At 73.2% G+C, this 14,693-nt stretch carries 19 protein-coding genes and 1 tRNA gene; 6 read left to right on the top strand and 14 right to left on the bottom strand.

From position 1 onward, the window contains the following. Nucleotides 1-144 precede the first annotated feature (144 nt). The 7 genes from argS to DER29_RS10430 form a co-directional block, all read right to left on the bottom strand. Entirely contained in the window at nucleotides 145-1,863 is a 1,719-nt protein-coding gene (argS, locus tag DER29_RS10460) for an arginine--tRNA ligase (protein WP_121399130.1), read from the bottom strand. A 298-nt stretch (nucleotides 1,864-2,161) separates the two neighbouring features. Beyond that, nucleotides 2,162-2,566: a hypothetical protein gene (locus DER29_RS10455; protein WP_121397171.1), complete on the bottom strand. Its 405-nt coding sequence runs from the start codon at nucleotides 2,564-2,566 to the stop codon at nucleotides 2,162-2,164. A 245-nt stretch (nucleotides 2,567-2,811) separates the two neighbouring features. Beyond that, on the bottom strand, nucleotides 2,812-3,069 hold the full coding sequence (locus DER29_RS10450; RefSeq protein ID WP_120328095.1) for a Txe/YoeB family addiction module toxin: 258 nt from the start codon (nucleotides 3,067-3,069) through the stop codon (nucleotides 2,812-2,814). Next, nucleotides 3,066-3,341 (bottom strand): type II toxin-antitoxin system Phd/YefM family antitoxin, encoded by a 276-nt coding sequence (locus tag DER29_RS10445; protein ID WP_121397170.1) that lies wholly within the window; start codon nucleotides 3,339-3,341, stop codon nucleotides 3,066-3,068. Before DER29_RS10445 ends, DER29_RS10450 begins: the two co-directional genes overlap by 4 nt. 152 nt (nucleotides 3,342-3,493) lie before the next feature. Next, a tRNA-Lys gene (locus tag DER29_RS10440) sits at nucleotides 3,494-3,565 on the bottom strand. 146 nt (nucleotides 3,566-3,711) lie between these two features. After that, the gene (locus tag DER29_RS10435; protein WP_121397169.1) at nucleotides 3,712-3,903 is read right to left on the bottom strand and encodes a DUF397 domain-containing protein; all 192 of its coding nucleotides are present in this window, start codon (nucleotides 3,901-3,903) and stop codon (nucleotides 3,712-3,714) included. Further along, complete coding sequence (locus tag DER29_RS10430) at nucleotides 3,890-4,696, bottom strand: helix-turn-helix transcriptional regulator (RefSeq protein ID WP_121397168.1); 807 nt, start codon at nucleotides 4,694-4,696, stop codon at nucleotides 3,890-3,892. The genes DER29_RS10435 and DER29_RS10430 overlap by 14 nt, the downstream gene beginning before the upstream one ends. Nucleotides 4,697-4,939: 243 nt before the next feature. On the opposite strand from DER29_RS10430, the gene DER29_RS10425 reads away from it, so the two are divergent. Both DER29_RS10425 and DER29_RS35155 read left to right on the top strand, forming a co-directional pair. Continuing rightward, nucleotides 4,940-5,200: a hypothetical protein gene (locus DER29_RS10425; RefSeq protein WP_121397167.1), complete on the top strand. Its 261-nt coding sequence runs from the start codon at nucleotides 4,940-4,942 to the stop codon at nucleotides 5,198-5,200. After that, complete coding sequence (locus DER29_RS35155; RefSeq protein ID WP_233599711.1) at nucleotides 5,197-5,451, top strand: flavin reductase; 255 nt, start codon at nucleotides 5,197-5,199, stop codon at nucleotides 5,449-5,451. Before DER29_RS10425 ends, DER29_RS35155 begins: the two co-directional genes overlap by 4 nt. Nucleotides 5,452-5,481: 30 nt before the next feature. Here the strand turns inward: DER29_RS35155 and DER29_RS10415 are convergent, their stop codons facing one another. Then, nucleotides 5,482-6,804, bottom strand: a complete 1,323-nt coding sequence (locus DER29_RS10415; RefSeq protein ID WP_158618998.1) for a M23 family metallopeptidase — start codon at nucleotides 6,802-6,804, stop codon at nucleotides 5,482-5,484. 235 nt (nucleotides 6,805-7,039) lie between these two features. On the opposite strand from DER29_RS10415, the gene DER29_RS10410 reads away from it, so the two are divergent. The 3 genes from DER29_RS10410 (at nucleotide 7,040) to DER29_RS10400 (ending at nucleotide 9,099) form a co-directional block, all read left to right on the top strand. Beyond that, a complete protein-coding gene (locus tag DER29_RS10410; protein WP_121397165.1) occupies nucleotides 7,040-7,531 on the top strand; it encodes a DUF1772 domain-containing protein in 492 nt (163 codons plus the stop codon). Nucleotides 7,532-7,623: 92 nt separating this feature from the next. Beyond that, on the top strand, nucleotides 7,624-7,920 hold the full coding sequence (locus DER29_RS10405) for a hypothetical protein (protein ID WP_233599710.1): 297 nt from the start codon (nucleotides 7,624-7,626) through the stop codon (nucleotides 7,918-7,920). 96 nt (nucleotides 7,921-8,016) lie between these two features. Further along, on the top strand, nucleotides 8,017-9,099 hold the full coding sequence (locus DER29_RS10400) for an NAD-dependent epimerase/dehydratase family protein (RefSeq protein ID WP_121397163.1): 1,083 nt from the start codon (nucleotides 8,017-8,019) through the stop codon (nucleotides 9,097-9,099). A gap of 22 nt (nucleotides 9,100-9,121) precedes the next feature. Here the strand turns inward: DER29_RS10400 and eis are convergent, their stop codons facing one another. From eis to DER29_RS10375, 5 genes are all read right to left on the bottom strand, one after another. Further along, nucleotides 9,122-10,321: an enhanced intracellular survival protein Eis gene (gene eis / locus DER29_RS10395; protein ID WP_121397162.1), complete on the bottom strand. Its 1,200-nt coding sequence runs from the start codon at nucleotides 10,319-10,321 to the stop codon at nucleotides 9,122-9,124. A 66-nt stretch (nucleotides 10,322-10,387) separates the two neighbouring features. Next, complete coding sequence (locus DER29_RS10390; RefSeq protein ID WP_121397161.1) at nucleotides 10,388-11,080, bottom strand: hypothetical protein; 693 nt, start codon at nucleotides 11,078-11,080, stop codon at nucleotides 10,388-10,390. Next, nucleotides 11,077-11,895 (bottom strand): ATP-binding cassette domain-containing protein, encoded by an 819-nt coding sequence (locus DER29_RS10385; protein WP_121397160.1) that lies wholly within the window; start codon nucleotides 11,893-11,895, stop codon nucleotides 11,077-11,079. Before DER29_RS10385 ends, DER29_RS10390 begins: the two co-directional genes overlap by 4 nt. Further along, nucleotides 11,892-12,233: a PadR family transcriptional regulator gene (locus DER29_RS10380; protein ID WP_121397159.1), complete on the bottom strand. Its 342-nt coding sequence runs from the start codon at nucleotides 12,231-12,233 to the stop codon at nucleotides 11,892-11,894. Before DER29_RS10380 ends, DER29_RS10385 begins: the two co-directional genes overlap by 4 nt. 80 nt (nucleotides 12,234-12,313) lie before the next feature. Beyond that, complete coding sequence (locus DER29_RS10375) at nucleotides 12,314-13,033, bottom strand: PP2C family serine/threonine-protein phosphatase (protein ID WP_121397158.1); 720 nt, start codon at nucleotides 13,031-13,033, stop codon at nucleotides 12,314-12,316. Nucleotides 13,034-13,096: 63 nt separating this feature from the next. Between DER29_RS10375 and DER29_RS10370 the strand changes: the two genes are divergently transcribed. After that, a complete protein-coding gene (locus DER29_RS10370; protein WP_121397157.1) occupies nucleotides 13,097-14,134 on the top strand; it encodes a helix-turn-helix transcriptional regulator in 1,038 nt (345 codons plus the stop codon). 46 nt (nucleotides 14,135-14,180) lie between these two features. Here DER29_RS10370 and DER29_RS10365 read toward each other — a convergent pair whose 3' ends face one another. Then, on the bottom strand, nucleotides 14,181-14,648 hold the full coding sequence (locus DER29_RS10365) for a helix-turn-helix domain-containing protein (RefSeq protein WP_233599709.1): 468 nt from the start codon (nucleotides 14,646-14,648) through the stop codon (nucleotides 14,181-14,183). Between the last annotated feature and the right edge of the window lie 45 nt (nucleotides 14,649-14,693).

Raw genomic sequence — 14,693 nt, 5'->3', positions numbered from 1 at the left:
GGTGACGGCGCACAGGGCACGGCACACCACCAGGTGCAGATCCACGACGGCGAGGGTGGGACAGGGGACTTCCGCAACCTCGTACAGCAGCTTGCCGGCTTCGACAACGGCCTGAACGCCCGGGCGCGGCGGGCGTAGGACGAATCACATGCGTTCGGGAGTCCTGACGCCGAGCAGGTACAGCCCCTGCTGGAGCACCCGGGCGGTGAGGTCGCAGAGCGCCAGCCGGCTCTCCCGGACCGGCTCGTCGGCGCGCAGCACAGGGCAGCGCTCGTAGAACGCGCTGAACGCGACGGCCAGCCGGTACAGGTATCCGGTCAGGTGGTGGAACTCCAGGCTGTCCGCCACCTCGCCGACCACCGTCCCGAAGCCGACCAGTTCGAAGGCGAGCGCCCGTTCCGCCGGATCGGCCAGCGAGATCGCCGCCTCCGGCCGGGCCGCCGCCCCGGCCCGCCGGAAGATCGACTGGATCCGCGAGTACGCGTACTGGAGATAGGGCGCGGTGTTGCCGTCCAGCGACAGCATCCGCTCCCAGTCGAGCACGTAGTCCTTGTGCCGGTCGCTGGACAGGTCGGCGTACTTGATCGCGCCGATGCCGACCGCCCGGCCCACCTCGTCCGCCTCCGCCTCGCCCAGGTTCGGGTTCCGCTCCCGGGCCAGCGCGGTGGCTCGGACGATCGCCTCCTCCAGCAGTCCGACCAGTTTCACCGAGCCGCCGGCCCTGCTGCGCAGCATCCGCCCGTCCGGCCCGAGGATCGAGCCGAACCCGACGTGCTCGGCCCGGGCCGGCGGGGCCAGCCAGCCGGCCTGCGTGGCGGCGGCGTAGACCATGTCGAAGTGCCGCCGCTGCGGTAGCCCGACCACGTAGAGCAGTCGGGTCGCGCCCAGCGTGCCCGTCCGGTGTCGGATCGCCGCCAGGTCGGTCGCCGGGTAGCCGTACCCGCCGTCGGACTTGCGGACGATCAGCGGCAGCGGCTCGCCGTCACGGCCCACCGAGCCGGGCGGGAACACGCAGGCCGCACCCTCGCTCTCCCGCAGCAGCCCCAGGCGGTCCAGCTCCTCGACCACCGGGCCGAGCAGGTCGTTGTAGCTGCTCTCACCGTGGAAGTCCCGCTCGGTGAGGGTCACGTCGAGCAGGTCGTAGACGGTCATGAAGTACCGCTCGGACTGCTCCACCAGCAACCGCCACAGCCGCAGCGTCCCTGGATCGCCGCTCTGCAGGGCCACCACCCGCCGCCGGGACCGTTCCCGGAACGCCTCATCGGCGTCGAACGTGGCCCGGGCCGCCTTGTAGAACGAGTCCAGGTCACCCATGGACAGCTCGCGCGCTGCCTCGGCCCCGCCGAGGTCGACCAGGTGCTCGATCAGCATGCCGAACGGCGTGCCCCAGTCACCCAGGTGGTTGGCCCGCAGCATCCGGTGCCCCAGCCACTCCAGCAGCCGGGCTGCCGCGTCGCCGATCACCGTCGACCGCAGGTGCCCGACGTGCATCTCCTTCGCCACGTTCGGCGCCGAGTAGTCGACCACCACCGTCTCCGGCTCGGCGGCCAGCGGCACCCCGAGCCGCGGGTCGGTGGCCAGCGCGGAGACCAGTCCGCCGAGGGCCCGATCGGCGATGGTCAGGTTGAGGAATCCCGGCCCGGAAACCTCCGCCGCGCTGCACAGGTCGGCCAGTTCCGCGCGGTCCAGCACCTCGGCGGCGATCGCGCGCGGCGGCCGGCCGAGCCGCCGGGCCAGCGCCAGCGCCGCGTCGGACTGGAAGTCCGCGCGCTGGGAGCGCCGCACGACCGGGTCCACCGGCCCGCCGGCCACCGTCGCGAACGCCGGCGCCAGCCGGTCGGTCAGCAGTTTCTCAAGGTCCATGGGTACGCCGATCTCGCTCGGATCCGCCGCGCGGATCACCGGATGGGGATGCGGGCGGACCGAGGACGATCGACGATGACCGGCGGCTCGATCCGCCGGTCGCAGGAGAAGACTCAGCGCAGGCGGTCGCGGAACCGCCGGCGTCGCCGCGCGCCGATCTGGACGTCGGGGGACGTCATCGGGTACGCGGGCGAGCTGGTCATGGCAGCAGCCTAACCGGACGGCGCGGGGGTTTCGCAACGCCGTTCCCTCAGCGAGCGGGCACACCTGGACGCAATTACGCCAGGTCATGACTGGGTCAGTCGAACTTCGGGCGCAGCGCTTCGCGCATCTCCCTGTAGTTCGCCGGCTTCACCGCCCAGCGTTCCTCGTCCGTGTCCTCGAACGTCACCTGGTACCTGCCGGTCGTCCGGTCGAACTGCACGAGGATCTTCACGGGCAGCAGATCACCGGGCTTGTAGTGGCTCCCCAAGTACGCATGGACCGCCGATTCGATACTCGGCCAGCCACAGGACACGGCCGTGATGACGCCGTCGGGCGAGTACGCGTACCCGTGCGCACTGCGATAGCCCTCGCCGAACTCCAGGATCATCGCCAGCGACTCCCAGCCCTCCACGGGCCCGCGCATCTCCCTGGCCAACGACGGTCCGTCCATGGCCTCGATCAACGACCGGATGAGATCGACGGTGACGTCCTTCGACATGGTTCTCCTCGGATCCAGGTTCAGACGGTGAGCAAGACCCTGCCACGAGTTCAGGCGTCTCTGACGCTCGGTCGGCCAGGTGCGTCAACGACTCGCCCGCCTCGCCTCGCGGAGCCCTCCTGCCAGTGGATCGGCTTTGTCGTCAGCGGCCACTGCGACGCGCTCAAGCGGCTCGGCAGCGAGCTGGACCGGTAGGACGCACGAACACGGTCGGGACGTCGATACTCCCGTTCCAGTCCGGTCCACTACCTGTCGCCGTAGTGGTAGCGGCAGGCGATGATCTCGACGTCGTCCTTGGTGATCCGATACACCAGCCGGTGCTCGCGATCGATCCGACGGGACCAGAAGCCGGACAACTCTCCCCGAAGGGGTTCCGGCTTGCCGATGCCCTCGTATCCGTTGCGCATCACGTCCGCGATGAGGTCGTTGATGCGCTTGACCAGCTTCCGGTCGGTGTGGCTGAGGTACTGGTTCCAGGCCGTCGCGGTGAAGACCAGCCTCACGCGACGTCCCGCACGTTGGCAGGGTCGATCAGGTCCCGCTCGGCCGCGTCGCCCTCCTCAAGCTCCGCGATCGAGCGGCGCAGGGCTGCGGCGTTGGCCGGGTTGCGAAGGAGGTACTCGGTCTCCTTCATCGCCTCGTACTCCGCAAGCGGCACGATGACCACCGGTTCGTGGCCCGACCGGGTCACCACCACTTCCTCCGCGTCGTTGATGACGCTGTCGAGTTCGGCGGCCAGGTTCTGCCGTAGCTGGGTGAAGTTCACGGTCCGCATGACCACCTCCGGGGTAGGTACAGAAAATTGTACCTCGGGTGAGTCTGCGTCTCGTCCCTGGTCGACCTGGCAGTGGATCCACGGGTGCTGCTGTGCGGGCCGAGATCACGGCCTCAGCGACCCCACAAAGGGGTCGCTGACCTGCGGAGGAGTGGGCCGCCAGGGACTCGAACCCTGAACCTATGGATTAAAAGTCCACAGCTCTGCCATTGAGCTAGCGGCCCGCGCGCTCAGGTTACCGGAAGGCGGCCGGTTGCGACTCTCGGCTTTCGTGCCGTCGGTGGCAACGGCAGCTCAGGCGGTGGGCGAGGCTCGTCCGCCGGAGACGCCCGCCCGTCCAGGAGCGGGCACCTCCGGGCGTACGGGAGGGTCAGGCTCGCCCGGCGGTGCGGGCGACAAACGCGCGCCACGCCGTGGGGGCGAAGGTCAGGGCGGGGCCGGTCGGGTCCTTCGAGTCGCGGACGGCGACCACGCCGGGCAGGTTGTCGGCCACCTCGACGCAGTTCCCGCCGCTGGCGCCGCTACGGGTGGACTTTCGCCACTGAGCGCTACTGAGGTCCATGAAGGCTCTCTACTTCCTTAAGCAGGTCGATGGACTGCCGGCGGGGCAAAGCCTCGTTCCGCACGCTTTCCCACCGAGCTTGAAGCGTAGCTACGTCATCGTCCTTGTCCACCACGACGCCGGCAAGCTGGTTCTCCAGGTGCCCGACCCACACGCCATCGCGGGAGCGAGCGAGGGCGAACGGTCCCGACAGGCCGACGTGCAGGCCGCTCCTCGCCGGGATGACGTGCACGTGGACGTGCGGCAGTTCGGCGCGGGCGATCAGGTGGGCGATCTGTTGCGCCATGACGCCGCCGATGTCGTCGCCGGAGCGGCGTAGAGCTGCTTCGTCGAGTACCGCGACGAACTGCGGTGGCCGGTCGTCCGTCAGGATCTTCTGTCGCTCCATCCGAGCCGAGACGCGCTGTTCCACCTCGTCACTGGTGAGGATGTCGACGGAGCGCAGCACGGTGCGGGCATAGTCCTCGGTTTGCAGCAGCCCTGGGATCAGGTTCGGCTCGAAGTAGCGGAGCTGGGTGGCGACGCGTTCGGCGTCGAGCCAGGGGAGGAACCAGGACGGGGCGCCGACGCTGGCGACGAGCCGTTCGAAGAGCCCGCCGGTCCTGAGGGCCCGGTCGGCTCCCTTGATGAAGTCCATCGTCAGCGCCCGGGTGCCGCCCTCGACGGCGCTGACGTGCGACGCGCTGAAGCCCGCGCCCCGGCCGAAGGTCTCCTGCGTCATGCCGGCGCCGCCACGGGCGCGGCGGATCTCGCCCACGATGAAGGCGGCGAGCGGGCTCGGCACGTCGGCCATTCAGGGCCTCCCAGTTTGAAGATCGACTACCCACTGCGCCACCCGTCGGGCGTGGGCTCGGCCAGCCCGGCCCGGACGCGCGCGGAGCCTTCCGAGCGTAGTCGCCTCCACAGCAGAGTGTCACCAGCGAGGGCCGCTCGTGGAGCGTTGGCCGGGGGTGGTCCTCGCGGGGGCCGCCCCGGGCGGGCGTCCGTGGGTGGCCCCCTTCCACGTGACGGGCCGGCCGACGGGCGGGAGGAAGACGTGACGGTCGACAGGCCGCGCGGGGAGCGCGCCATCGCGCCGGGCGAGGTGATCCGCGTCCCGGAGGACTCCTACCGGTTCGGCGTCGGGGCCCTCACGATGTACGTCACCGAGGTCCTCGACCGGGGCCCGTTCCAGGGCGCGGAGTGGGTCGAGCTGCGCGGCCGGGAGCTGAACCCGGACGGCACGCTGCGACCGCGCGAGCGGTACGCCTCCGTCCGGCTGGACCGGGCGACCGTCGTCAGGGTGCCGTCGCGGTGACCCGGCGACGCGACCACGTACCGTCCCGCCCGACCTGGCGCTGCGCGGCCTGCGGGATCGCCTGGCCCTGCTCGGCGGCGAAGCTGCGCCTGCTCGGCGAGTACCGGACCGACCGGACCGCCCTGCTGGTCCACCTCGCCACCCTCCAGGTCGAGGCCGCCGCCCAGCTCGCCGAGCTGGACGGCGGCGGTCCCCGCGTCGACCTGGCCGACCGCTTCACGGCCTGGGCCCACCCCCGTCCCGCCTCCTGACCACCTGTGCGCTCTCCCTCAGGTGGGGCGTCACTGGTTGGCGAGGGCCACCTGCCGGGCGTTGACGACGACGTCCACCCAGTACGAGTTCAGGTTCGGTTCCTTCACCCGGGCCCAGCCGCCGGACACCACGGCGACCCGGTTGCCGGCGACGTCGAGATCCGTGGCGCCGGTGGCGACGTGGTCCCAGCTTCCGTTGAGCGGGCCGGCCTTCACGTAGGCGTTGCCGCTGTCGTCCCGTACCGCGATCCGGTAGCCCTCGACGACGACCTGCCGGCCCGCGGCCTGGTTCACCCAGGCCGCGTTGAGCGGCCCTTCCTTGACCTTGGCCGTGCCGCCCTCGACGACGCCGATCCGGGCCCCGTCGAGGGACAGGTCGGTCGCGCTGGCCGCGACGGTGTGCCAGGACGCGTTGATCGGCCCTTCCTTGACCTTCGCGACGCCGTTCTCGATGACCCCGATCCGACCGTCGGCCGCGTCGATCACGGTCGTGTTGCTCGAGATGTGGGCCCAGTTCGTGCTGTAGAGGCCGTCCTTGGCCCAGGCCCTGCCGTCGGTGCCGAGCACGACGTAGCGGTCACCGTCGACGACGACGTCCCTGGCGTTGTGGAACAGCGTCACCCAGCCGGCGGTGAGGCCGCCGACCTTCACCTCGGCGGCCCCGTTCGTGCTGATCACGGCGACGCGGTCGCGGTCGGCGGAGACCCTGGTGACGTTGGTCTTGAGTTCGTGCACGGTCCCGTTCAGCGACTCCTTGGCCGCGAGCGTCCCGTCGGTGCGCACCACCAGGACCCGGTCGGGAGCGGCGTTGACCGGCGGCAGGTCGGCGAACGGGAGGTTGATCGGGGCGCCCTTGGTGACCGTGCTGCCGCAGACGTACGCCGGGCGGATGTCGTAGACCGCGCCGTGGCGGCGGATCTCGAAGTGCAGGTGCGGGCCCGTGGAGTTGCCGGTACTGCCGACGTGCCCGAGCACCTGCCCCTGCCCGACCTGCTGCCCCACGGCGACCGACGCCGCCCGCACCATGTGCAGGTACCGGGTCTGGTAGCCACCGGCGTGCGACAGCGTCACCATGTTGCCCCCACCCGAGGTCCAACCCGCGAAGGCCACCGTGCCCGGGTACGCCGCCCCGATCGCCATCCCGCTGTTGCCCGCGATGTCCACCCCGTAGTGATCGCTGTCGGTGGCGCCACACCTGTTCGCGAGCACCCCCGTGACCCGCCCACCCACCGGCTGGACCATCGCCCCGGCCTGCGCGGACGCCGGCTGCGCCGGAACGACCGCGATCCCGAGCAGGACTCCTGCCGCTACTCCGATCGCCCGCAGTCGACCCCACGCGCTCACTCTGGTCACGTCTCCGCCCTCTCGCCGATATCGATGAACATCGGCATGGTGTGGCATCGCGCGGATGTGCACAAGGTCGCGTTGACGAATCCGCGCCCGTTCAGCCGGGCACCGGCGGCGGTTGAACTCCCCGTCTCGGGTGACAGCCCAGTGGACGCGTGCTTATGGGGGCGAGCGGCTCGGCCATGGGCGGGAGGGGCAGCGCCCGGTTGACTGGTGGGACGACGACGGGGGAGGACCACCGATGACCGAGACGATCCGTACCGTCGCCCTGGCCGGGGCGACCCTGACCACCGGGCTGGTGGCGGGGCTGTTCTTCGCGTTCACCTGCGCGGTCATGCCGGGCCTGGCCGCCACCGACGGCCGGACGCTGGTCGGCACCATGCAGTCGATCAACCGGAGGATCCTCAACGGCTGGTTCCTGGGCGCCTTCCTCGGCGCGCCGCTGCTGCTCGCCGTGGCCGCCGCCGCGCACCTGGACCGGGGCGGCCCCGTCCTGGTCTGGACCGTCGCCGCGCTGGCCTGCTACCTGGTCACCGTCGGGGTGACCGCGCGCCTCAACGTGCCGCTGAACGAACGGCTGGAGGCCGCCGGCCCGGTGGACCAGATCGCCGACCTGGCCGGGGTGCGGGCCTGGTTCGAGGCGGCCTGGGTACGCGGGAACCTCGTCCGCACGCTCTCCTCGGTGGCCGCGTTCGCCTGCCTGGTCGCCGCCCTGCTTGCCCGGCGCGGCTGACCGCCGGCCGCTCCGGGCCCGCCCGTGTCGTCGCCCGCACCGACGCGGCAGGCATGGGCGGGGCGGCGTGGGGGAACCGTGTCCGTATGAGGATGAGCAGCACCCCGGCCGTGGCGGCCTCCAGCGAGGGAACCGGCCCGGACGGCGTACGGGAGCCGGCCGGCGAGGTGCACGCCTGGCTGCCCGGGCAGAACCAGACCGTCTGCGGGCTCCCGCTCAGCCGGACCCGGCTGCGCCGCTTCCCGCACGTGCGGTTCGAGTACACCTCGACGGACGTGCTCACCGAGGCGGACCCGGTCGGCCGGATCTGCCCGCGCTGCCTGGCCGCCTCGCAGGGTCGCCGCCGGGGCGGGCAGAAGAACTGGGTCCGTCACGCGCCCCGCCCCTGACGGCGGCGATCGGCGGCGCGGATCCGCAGGCGCCGACAGCCGGGTCCGCGGCCGCGTGCCGCGATTGACTCGCGCCTGACCGGGTACGGGACGGGCATGCGGATCGTGGTGGTGGGGGCGACCGGCAACGCGGGCACCGCCCTGTTGCGCCGGCTGCGGCGGGAACGCGGAGTGGACCTCGCCGGGGTGGCCCGCCGGCTGCCCGGGCCTGACTGCGGCGAGCCGTACGACCAGGTGGAGTGGCACTCCTGCGACGTCGGCCTGCCCGGCGCGGCCGACCAGCTCGCCGAGGTCTTCGCCGGGGCCGACGCGGTGGTGCACCTGGCCTGGCAGATCCAGCCCAGCCACGACCAGCGGGTGCTGCACCGGACCAACGTGGGCGGCAGCGCGGCCGTGATCGACGCCGTGGTCCGCGCCGGCGTGCCGGCCCTGGTGTACGCGTCGTCGGTCGGCGTCTACGCGCCCGGCCCGAAGGACCACCCGGTCTCCGAGCGCTGGCCGGCGACCGGGGTGCCCGGCTCGTCGTACAGCCGGGACAAGGCCGAGGTGGAGGCGCTGCTCGACCGCGCCGAGCGGGAGCACCCGGGGCTGCGGGTGGTGCGGCTGCGGCCCGGACTGAACTTCCAGCGGGCGGCGGCCACCGAGATCACCCGCTACTTCCTCGGCCCGTTCGCGCCCGTCCGGCTGCTGCGCTTCGGCCGGATCCCGCTGGTGCCGACGAACCGGCGGCTGCGGATGCAGGCGGTGCACACCGACGACGTCGCCGACGCGTACGCCCGGGCGGTCCTCGGTGACGCGCGCGGCGCGTTCAACGTCGCCACGGACCCGGTGCTGACCCCGGAGCTGGTGGCCCGGCACTTCCACGGCTGGACGGTGCCCGTCGCCGCCCTGGTGCTGCGCGTCGCCGCCGCCCTGACCTGGCGGGCGCGGCTGCAACCGATCGACGCCGGCTGGGTGGAGCTGGCGCTGCACGCGCCGCTGATGTCGAGCGAGCGCGCCGAGTCGGAGCTGGGCTGGCACCCGCGCCACGACGCGCTCAGCGCCCTGAAGGAACTCTTCGCCGGTATGGCCGACGGCGCGCACACCGCCAGCCCGCCGATGTCGGCGGCCCGCCACCTCCCGGGCCGCCCCACCGCCCTGCTACGCGGCCGCCCCGCCGGCCACGGCAACCCCTACTGACCCACGCCGCACGGTGGGCGGGTCAGAAGTCGGCGAAGACGTACGGGTGCTGGCGGGGGAAGAGGCGGCGCAGTTCCGCCGCCGCGTCCGTCGACACGTCGCCCAACCCCCGCAGGCCCACCTCGACCGGGTCCAGGACCCCGTACGCCAGGGCGGAGAGGCCGGCGGCGGTCAGCGTGGCGGTCGGCGGCGAGCCGACGGTGGCGGCGGCACCGGTGACCAGCTCCAGCACGCCGGTCGTGCCGTCCAGCAGGTACGACCCGGCGAGCCACCGGTCGCCGGTCAGCTCCACCCGCACCCGACCCAGCCCGACGGGCAGCCCGGCCAGCGCGTCGACCGACAGCAGCCGGGCCATCGGCGCGGAGTAGCTCGGTCGGGCCACCCGCGCCTCGACGTGCACGGCCAGGTCGGTCAGCCACAGTTCCGGCACCTCGTCGACGGGCACCTGGACGGTCACCCGCTCCACCTGGTCGACGTGCCGGCCGAAGAACTGCAACATCAGCGCCCGGGCGAGCGGGTCGGCGGCGAGCAGGTCGCCGGCGGCGAGCGTGCCACCGTGGTCGTCGATGCGGTAGAGCACCGCGCCGGTGACCGTACCGCCCGTGCGGGCCGTCAGCAGCCAGTGCTCGTCGCGGTCGCGCAAGCCCACGTCCCGGTAGCCGGGGAAGATCGCGAAGCCGTGCCGCTCGTTCAGGCACCGCTCGGTGAACGCGCGCCAGTCCCGGTAGCCCTCGCCGATCCGCTCCCAGCCCACCTCGCCGGGCAGGTCGGCGTTGAGCAGCTCGCCCAGGTCGGCCGGCGAGAACGTGACCGTACGCGGCTTCGGCAGCCCCACGTAGCCGAACCGGGCGTAGAACGACGGCCGGAACGGGTAGAGCGCGCTGAGCTGGTGCCCCTCGTCGCGCATCTCGTCGAGGAGCCGGTGCAGCAGGGAGCGTACGTGCCCGCGCCGGCGGGCCAGCGGGTGGGTGGCGACCCCGGCGACGCCGGCCATCGGCAGCACCTCGCCGCGCAGGTTCTGCCGCATCGGGATCGCCGAGGCGGCGGCCAGCGTGGTGCGCCCCTCCTCGACGACCAGTGTCCGGTTGCCCTCGTTGTAGGGCAGGTAGCCGCGGAACTCCTCCGCACGGGCCGCGCTGCGCGGCGACGCCTCGAAGGCGTACGCGCCGAGCGCGAAGCTGGTGGACAGTCTTTCCTCGGCGTTCACCCGGCGGACGGTCATCCGCCCATCCCATCCCGGCCCGGCGGTCGCCGCAACCGCAATCGCCGGTGACCGACCGGCGGGCGGTCAGCCGATCGGCAGGTGCCGCAGGTGCCGGCGGCGGCGCAGCCGGACGCTGAACACGGCCGCCACGGTGGCGATCAGCAGCGCGGTGACGGCCAGCCCGTGCAGCGACCCCCGCGTCAGGTATCCGGAGTCGGTGTGGTCCACCGCCCAGGTGGCGATCTCCCGGCTGGACCAGAACGGGGTCAGTTTGGCGCCGGTGCCGGCGGGGTCGATCAGCATCTGCACCGCCACCACGGTGAGCAGCAGCAGCGTCCCCTCCAGCTCGCGGGGGAGCAGCGCGCCGATCAGCATTCCGAACGGCGCGGCCACCCCCACGCAGCAGAGCATCGCCACCGCCACCCCGCCGTGCCGCAGCTCGGGCGCGTCGACGACGGTGAGCACGAAGAACGGCACGGAGAGGATGAGCCCGGCCGCCCACAGGCCGAGCATCCGGCCGAGGTAGAGATCGTGCGGGCGGTAGCCGGCCAGCCGCAGCCGGGGCTCCAGCTCGCGGGCCGCGCCGGTGGCGAAGAGGGCGGCGGTGCTGACGGCCCAGCTGATGCCGAGCAGCAGCGAACGCACCGACTGCCCGACGTGGGAGTCCCGCCGGATCAGCCAGAACGCCAGCGGCATCAACAGCAGCAGCAGGAGCACGCCCCGACGGCGCAGCAGCTCCCGCAGGGTCATCTCGGCGACGGTGACGAGGCGGTTCACGCACGCCCTCCCTGGGTGGCCGGGGTCAGGTCGAGCACCAGGTCGACCCGGTCGAGCTGGTTGAGCAGGTGGGTCACCACGACGATCGCCCGTCCCTCGTCGCGCAGCCGGGCGAGCTGGTCCCAGAAGTTGACGTACGTGCCCCGGTCGAAGCCCTGGTAGGGCTCGTCGAGCAGCAGCACGTCCGGCTCGCTGAGGGTGGACATCGTCAGGTTCAGCTTCTGCCGGGTGCCGCCGGAGAGGTCGCGGGCGAGGACGTCGCCCTCGGTCTCCCAGCCGAGGTGGCGGGCCGCCGCCCGGCCGGCGCGGCGGGCCGGCCCACGGGCCACGCCCCGGCCGGCGCCGATCAGCACGAAGTGCTCGTCGGGCAGCAGGAAGTCGGCGGTGCCGCCCTGCTGGGGGCAGTAGCCGACCCGGCCGGAGACGGTCACCTCCCCGGCGTCGGGGGAGACCAACCCGGCGCAGACGCGCAGGAAGGTGCTCTTGCCGCTGCCGTTCGCCCCGATCACGGCGGCGATCTGTCCGGCCCGGACGGTCAGCGACGCGTCGCGCAGGACGGTGCGTCGCCCGTACCGCTTGGTGATGCCCCGGGCGTGCAGCCGGACCGGTCCGGGACGCGGACCGGGCGAGGTGCCGATGGTCTCGACGATTGCGGCGGCGTAGTCGTGCGGTCGGCCGAAGACGGCCCACGGGTCGCCCCCGCTGTCGCGCAGGTGCGTGGCGGCCTCGGCGACCACGTGCCGGGCGGCGTCCGCCCGGACCCGGCGCCGGTCCAACTCGGCCGCGAACGCCCGCAGCCACTCGTCGGCGTTCATCCGTCGACCTCCTCCTTCGTGACGAGGCCGGTCACCGGGGCGACGAACGCGAGCCAGGCGCTGCCGCCCTCGTGCAGGGTCGCCCGCCCGCTGTCGGTGAGCCGGTAGTACTTGCGGGCGGGCCCGGACGCGCCCTCCCGCCACTCGGCGGTGACCAGGCCGGTGCGTTGCAGGCGCAGCAGCACCGGGTAGAGCGTGCCGCCCTGGATCGGGCCGATGCCGGCGGCCTCCAGCGCCTGGGCGAGCTGGTAGCCGTAGGACTCGCCCTCGCGCAGCAGGGCCAGGACGCAGAGGTCGAGCACCCCGCGCAGCCACTGACCGCGCCGGTCGGAATCCACCCGACGAACATAGCGGCACTACCTAGGTGGCACAACTACCTAGACGACCGCGGCTGCCCGCGACAGGAGCCGGGACCAGCTCAGACGGCGACGACGTCCGAGACCACGACGGTCACGTTGTCCGGCGCGCCGGCCTGGTGGGCGAGCTTGACGAGCTGCTCGCCGCACTGGTGGCGGTCGCCGTACGTGTGCAGCGCGGCGGCGATCGTGCCGTCCTCGACGTAGTCGGAGAGCCCGTCGCTGCACAGCAGCAGCCGGTCGCCGGCCACCACCGTGAGCACCCCGATCGCCGGGGGAGTGTCCGAGCCCTGCACCGCCCGGGTCACCAGGGACCGCTGCGGGTGGTGCCGCGCCTGCTCGGGCGAGAGCGCCCCCTGGTCCACCAGCGCCTGGACGAAGGTGTCGTCGCGGGTGAGCTGGGTCAGCTCCCCGTCGCGCAGCAGGTAGCAGCGGGAGTCGCCCACCTGGGCCAGCACCAGCGCGTCCCCGGCGAGCAGGGCGGCGGTCAGCGTCGTACCCATGCCGTCGCGCGCCGGGTCGACGGTGATGGCGGCGTGGATGCGGCGGTTCGCGGTGCTCACCACGGCGCGCAGCGCTCCGGCCGCCTCGTCGGGGGTGGTCGGCGGGCTCAGCTCGTCCAGGATGCGGATGACGATCTCGCTCGCCACCTCGCCCGCGGGCAGGCCGCCCATGCCGTCCGCGACCGCGACGAGGCGGTCACCGGCGAGGGCGGAGTCCTCGTTGTTGGTGCGAACCAGGCCGATGTCGTTGAGGATGGCCGAGCGGAGGATCAGCGTCATGGGGTCAAGCTTGCCAAGAACACCCTGCCGCCGTCTCTACGCACTACTGCGTAGGGTTGGGGAATGATGCCGGTGTCCATGGTCGGACGCGCCGGTGAGCTGGCCGAGCTCGACCGCGCGTGGTCCACCGTGGTCACCTCCCGGCGGTCCGCGCCGGCCGTCGCGGTGATCACCGGTGCCGCCGGGGTGGGCAAGTCACTGCTGGTCGCGGCCGCCTTGGACGCGTTCGCCCCCCGGCCGGCGGTGGTGCTCTCCGGCGCCGCCCGCGTGCACAGCCCCGCCCCGTACGACTGGCTGGCCGCCGTTCTCACGGGCCGGGACACGAGCCGGCTCGACCTGCCGCCGGACGCGCTGGCCTGGCTCGCCCAGCAGCCGACCGCGCCGCGCGAGCGCTACGCGCCGGGCACCCTGCTCCGGCTCGCGGTGCGGGTCGTCCGGCTGCTGGTCGGCGCCGGCCCGGCCGTACTGGTGGTGGAGGACCTGCACGCCCTCGACCCGGCCAGCCTGAACCTGGTCGGCGAGCTGGCGACCACCGCCGACCTGCCGGCGCTGCTGGTGGTGGCGAGCCGGCCCGCCGAGGACGCCGTCGCGCCGGACCTCGCGGTCCGCGCCCTGGCCCGGCTCTGCGGCGTCCGGGGCGCCGTCCGCCAACACCTCGGACCGTTGCTCCCGGCCGAGGTCGCCGAGGTGCTGACCCAGGTGTACGCGGAGCCGCGCCCGTCCGGCCGGCTGGTTCGCGCCGTCTGGCAGCGCACCGGCGGCAACCCGTACGCGCTGACCGAGCTGCTCGCCGCCCACGCCGGCCGGGGGCCCGAGGCGCTGCTCCGGCCGCCGCCCGCCCCGGGCCCGCCGAGGGTGGCGCCGCGGCGGCCGGCGGATCCGGTGGACGCCGAGCTGACCGGGCGGGAGATCGAGGTGCTGGGCTGCCTGGTCGCCGGGATGTCCAACAAGCAGGCGGCGCGGGCCCTCGGCATCTCGGTGCGGACGGTCACCGTGCACGTGTCCAACCTGCTGCGCAAGACCGGGTCGGCGTCGCGTACCGAGGCGGCGATCTGGGCGGTGCAGCGGCGGCTGCCGGTGCCGACGCCGGTGGACGGCTGAGCCGACGCCTGAGCGGGCCGGCGCGGTCCGCGTCGCCGGCGGGTGCTCAGCGGCGGGGGTAGCGGAGCAGGAGGCTGGCGGCGACCTCCTCGTCGCCGACGGCGGCGTACACGTGCGGCACGTCCGACGTCCAGCGCAGGTGCCCGCCGGCGGCGGCGGTAAGCGGCGCGTCGACCGGGCCGGCGCGCAGCACGCCCGAGAAGACGGTGACGTGCTCGGTGACCCCCTTCTGGTGCGCGGGGGAGAGCTGTTCCGGACCGGGCGCGACCAGCATCCGGTACAGCTCGTAGGTGGCGTCGCCGTCCTCGAAGACCTCCAGCAGGATGGCGCTGACCGCGGCGCCGCGGACGGTCGGCCCGGCGGCCGGGCCGGAGAGCACGGCCGTCAGCGGTACGCCGAGCTGCGCGGTGATCGCGTAGAGCGTCTCCAGGGTCGGGTTGCGGGTGCCGTTCTCCAGGCCGGAGAGGGTCGCCTTTCCCACCCCGGCGAGCCGGGCGAGGGTGGACAGCGACATCCTCCGCTCCTCGCGCAGGGCGCGTATCCGGCGACCGACGGCCTC

Origin of the sequence: Micromonospora sp. M71_S20 (genome assembly GCF_003664255.1) — a bacterium.
In the GTDB taxonomy this organism is placed as follows: domain Bacteria; phylum Actinomycetota; class Actinomycetes; order Mycobacteriales; family Micromonosporaceae; genus Micromonospora.
This window is presented reverse-complemented; position numbering and strand designations above follow the sequence as displayed.

Excerpts from the sequence above, each read along its gene's own strand:
- DER29_RS10400 (WP_121397163.1), top strand. The coding sequence starts at position 8,017 with ATGCGGATCGTGGTGGTGGGGGCGACCGGCAACGCGGGCACCGCCCTG.
- DER29_RS10435 (WP_121397169.1), bottom strand. The coding sequence starts at position 3,903 with ATGGACCTCAGTAGCGCTCAGTGGCGAAAGTCCACCCGTAGCGGCGCC.
- eis (WP_121397162.1), bottom strand. The coding sequence starts at position 10,321 with ATGACCGTCCGCCGGGTGAACGCCGAGGAAAGACTGTCCACCAGCTTC.
- DER29_RS10375 (WP_121397158.1), bottom strand. The coding sequence starts at position 13,033 with ATGACGCTGATCCTCCGCTCGGCCATCCTCAACGACATCGGCCTGGTT.
- DER29_RS10385 (WP_121397160.1), bottom strand. The coding sequence starts at position 11,895 with ATGAACGCCGACGAGTGGCTGCGGGCGTTCGCGGCCGAGTTGGACCGG.
- DER29_RS10410 (WP_121397165.1), top strand. The coding sequence starts at position 7,040 with ATGACCGAGACGATCCGTACCGTCGCCCTGGCCGGGGCGACCCTGACC.
- argS (WP_121399130.1), bottom strand. The coding sequence starts at position 1,863 with ATGGACCTTGAGAAACTGCTGACCGACCGGCTGGCGCCGGCGTTCGCG.
- DER29_RS10365 (WP_233599709.1), bottom strand. The coding sequence starts at position 14,648 with ATGTCGCTGTCCACCCTCGCCCGGCTCGCCGGGGTGGGAAAGGCGACC.
- DER29_RS10370 (WP_121397157.1), top strand. The coding sequence starts at position 13,097 with ATGATGCCGGTGTCCATGGTCGGACGCGCCGGTGAGCTGGCCGAGCTC.
- DER29_RS10430 (WP_121397168.1), bottom strand. The coding sequence starts at position 4,696 with ATGGCCGACGTGCCGAGCCCGCTCGCCGCCTTCATCGTGGGCGAGATC.
- DER29_RS10455 (WP_121397171.1), bottom strand. The coding sequence starts at position 2,566 with ATGTCGAAGGACGTCACCGTCGATCTCATCCGGTCGTTGATCGAGGCC.
- DER29_RS10445 (WP_121397170.1), bottom strand. The coding sequence starts at position 3,341 with ATGCGGACCGTGAACTTCACCCAGCTACGGCAGAACCTGGCCGCCGAA.
- DER29_RS10405 (WP_233599710.1), top strand. The coding sequence starts at position 7,624 with ATGAGCAGCACCCCGGCCGTGGCGGCCTCCAGCGAGGGAACCGGCCCG.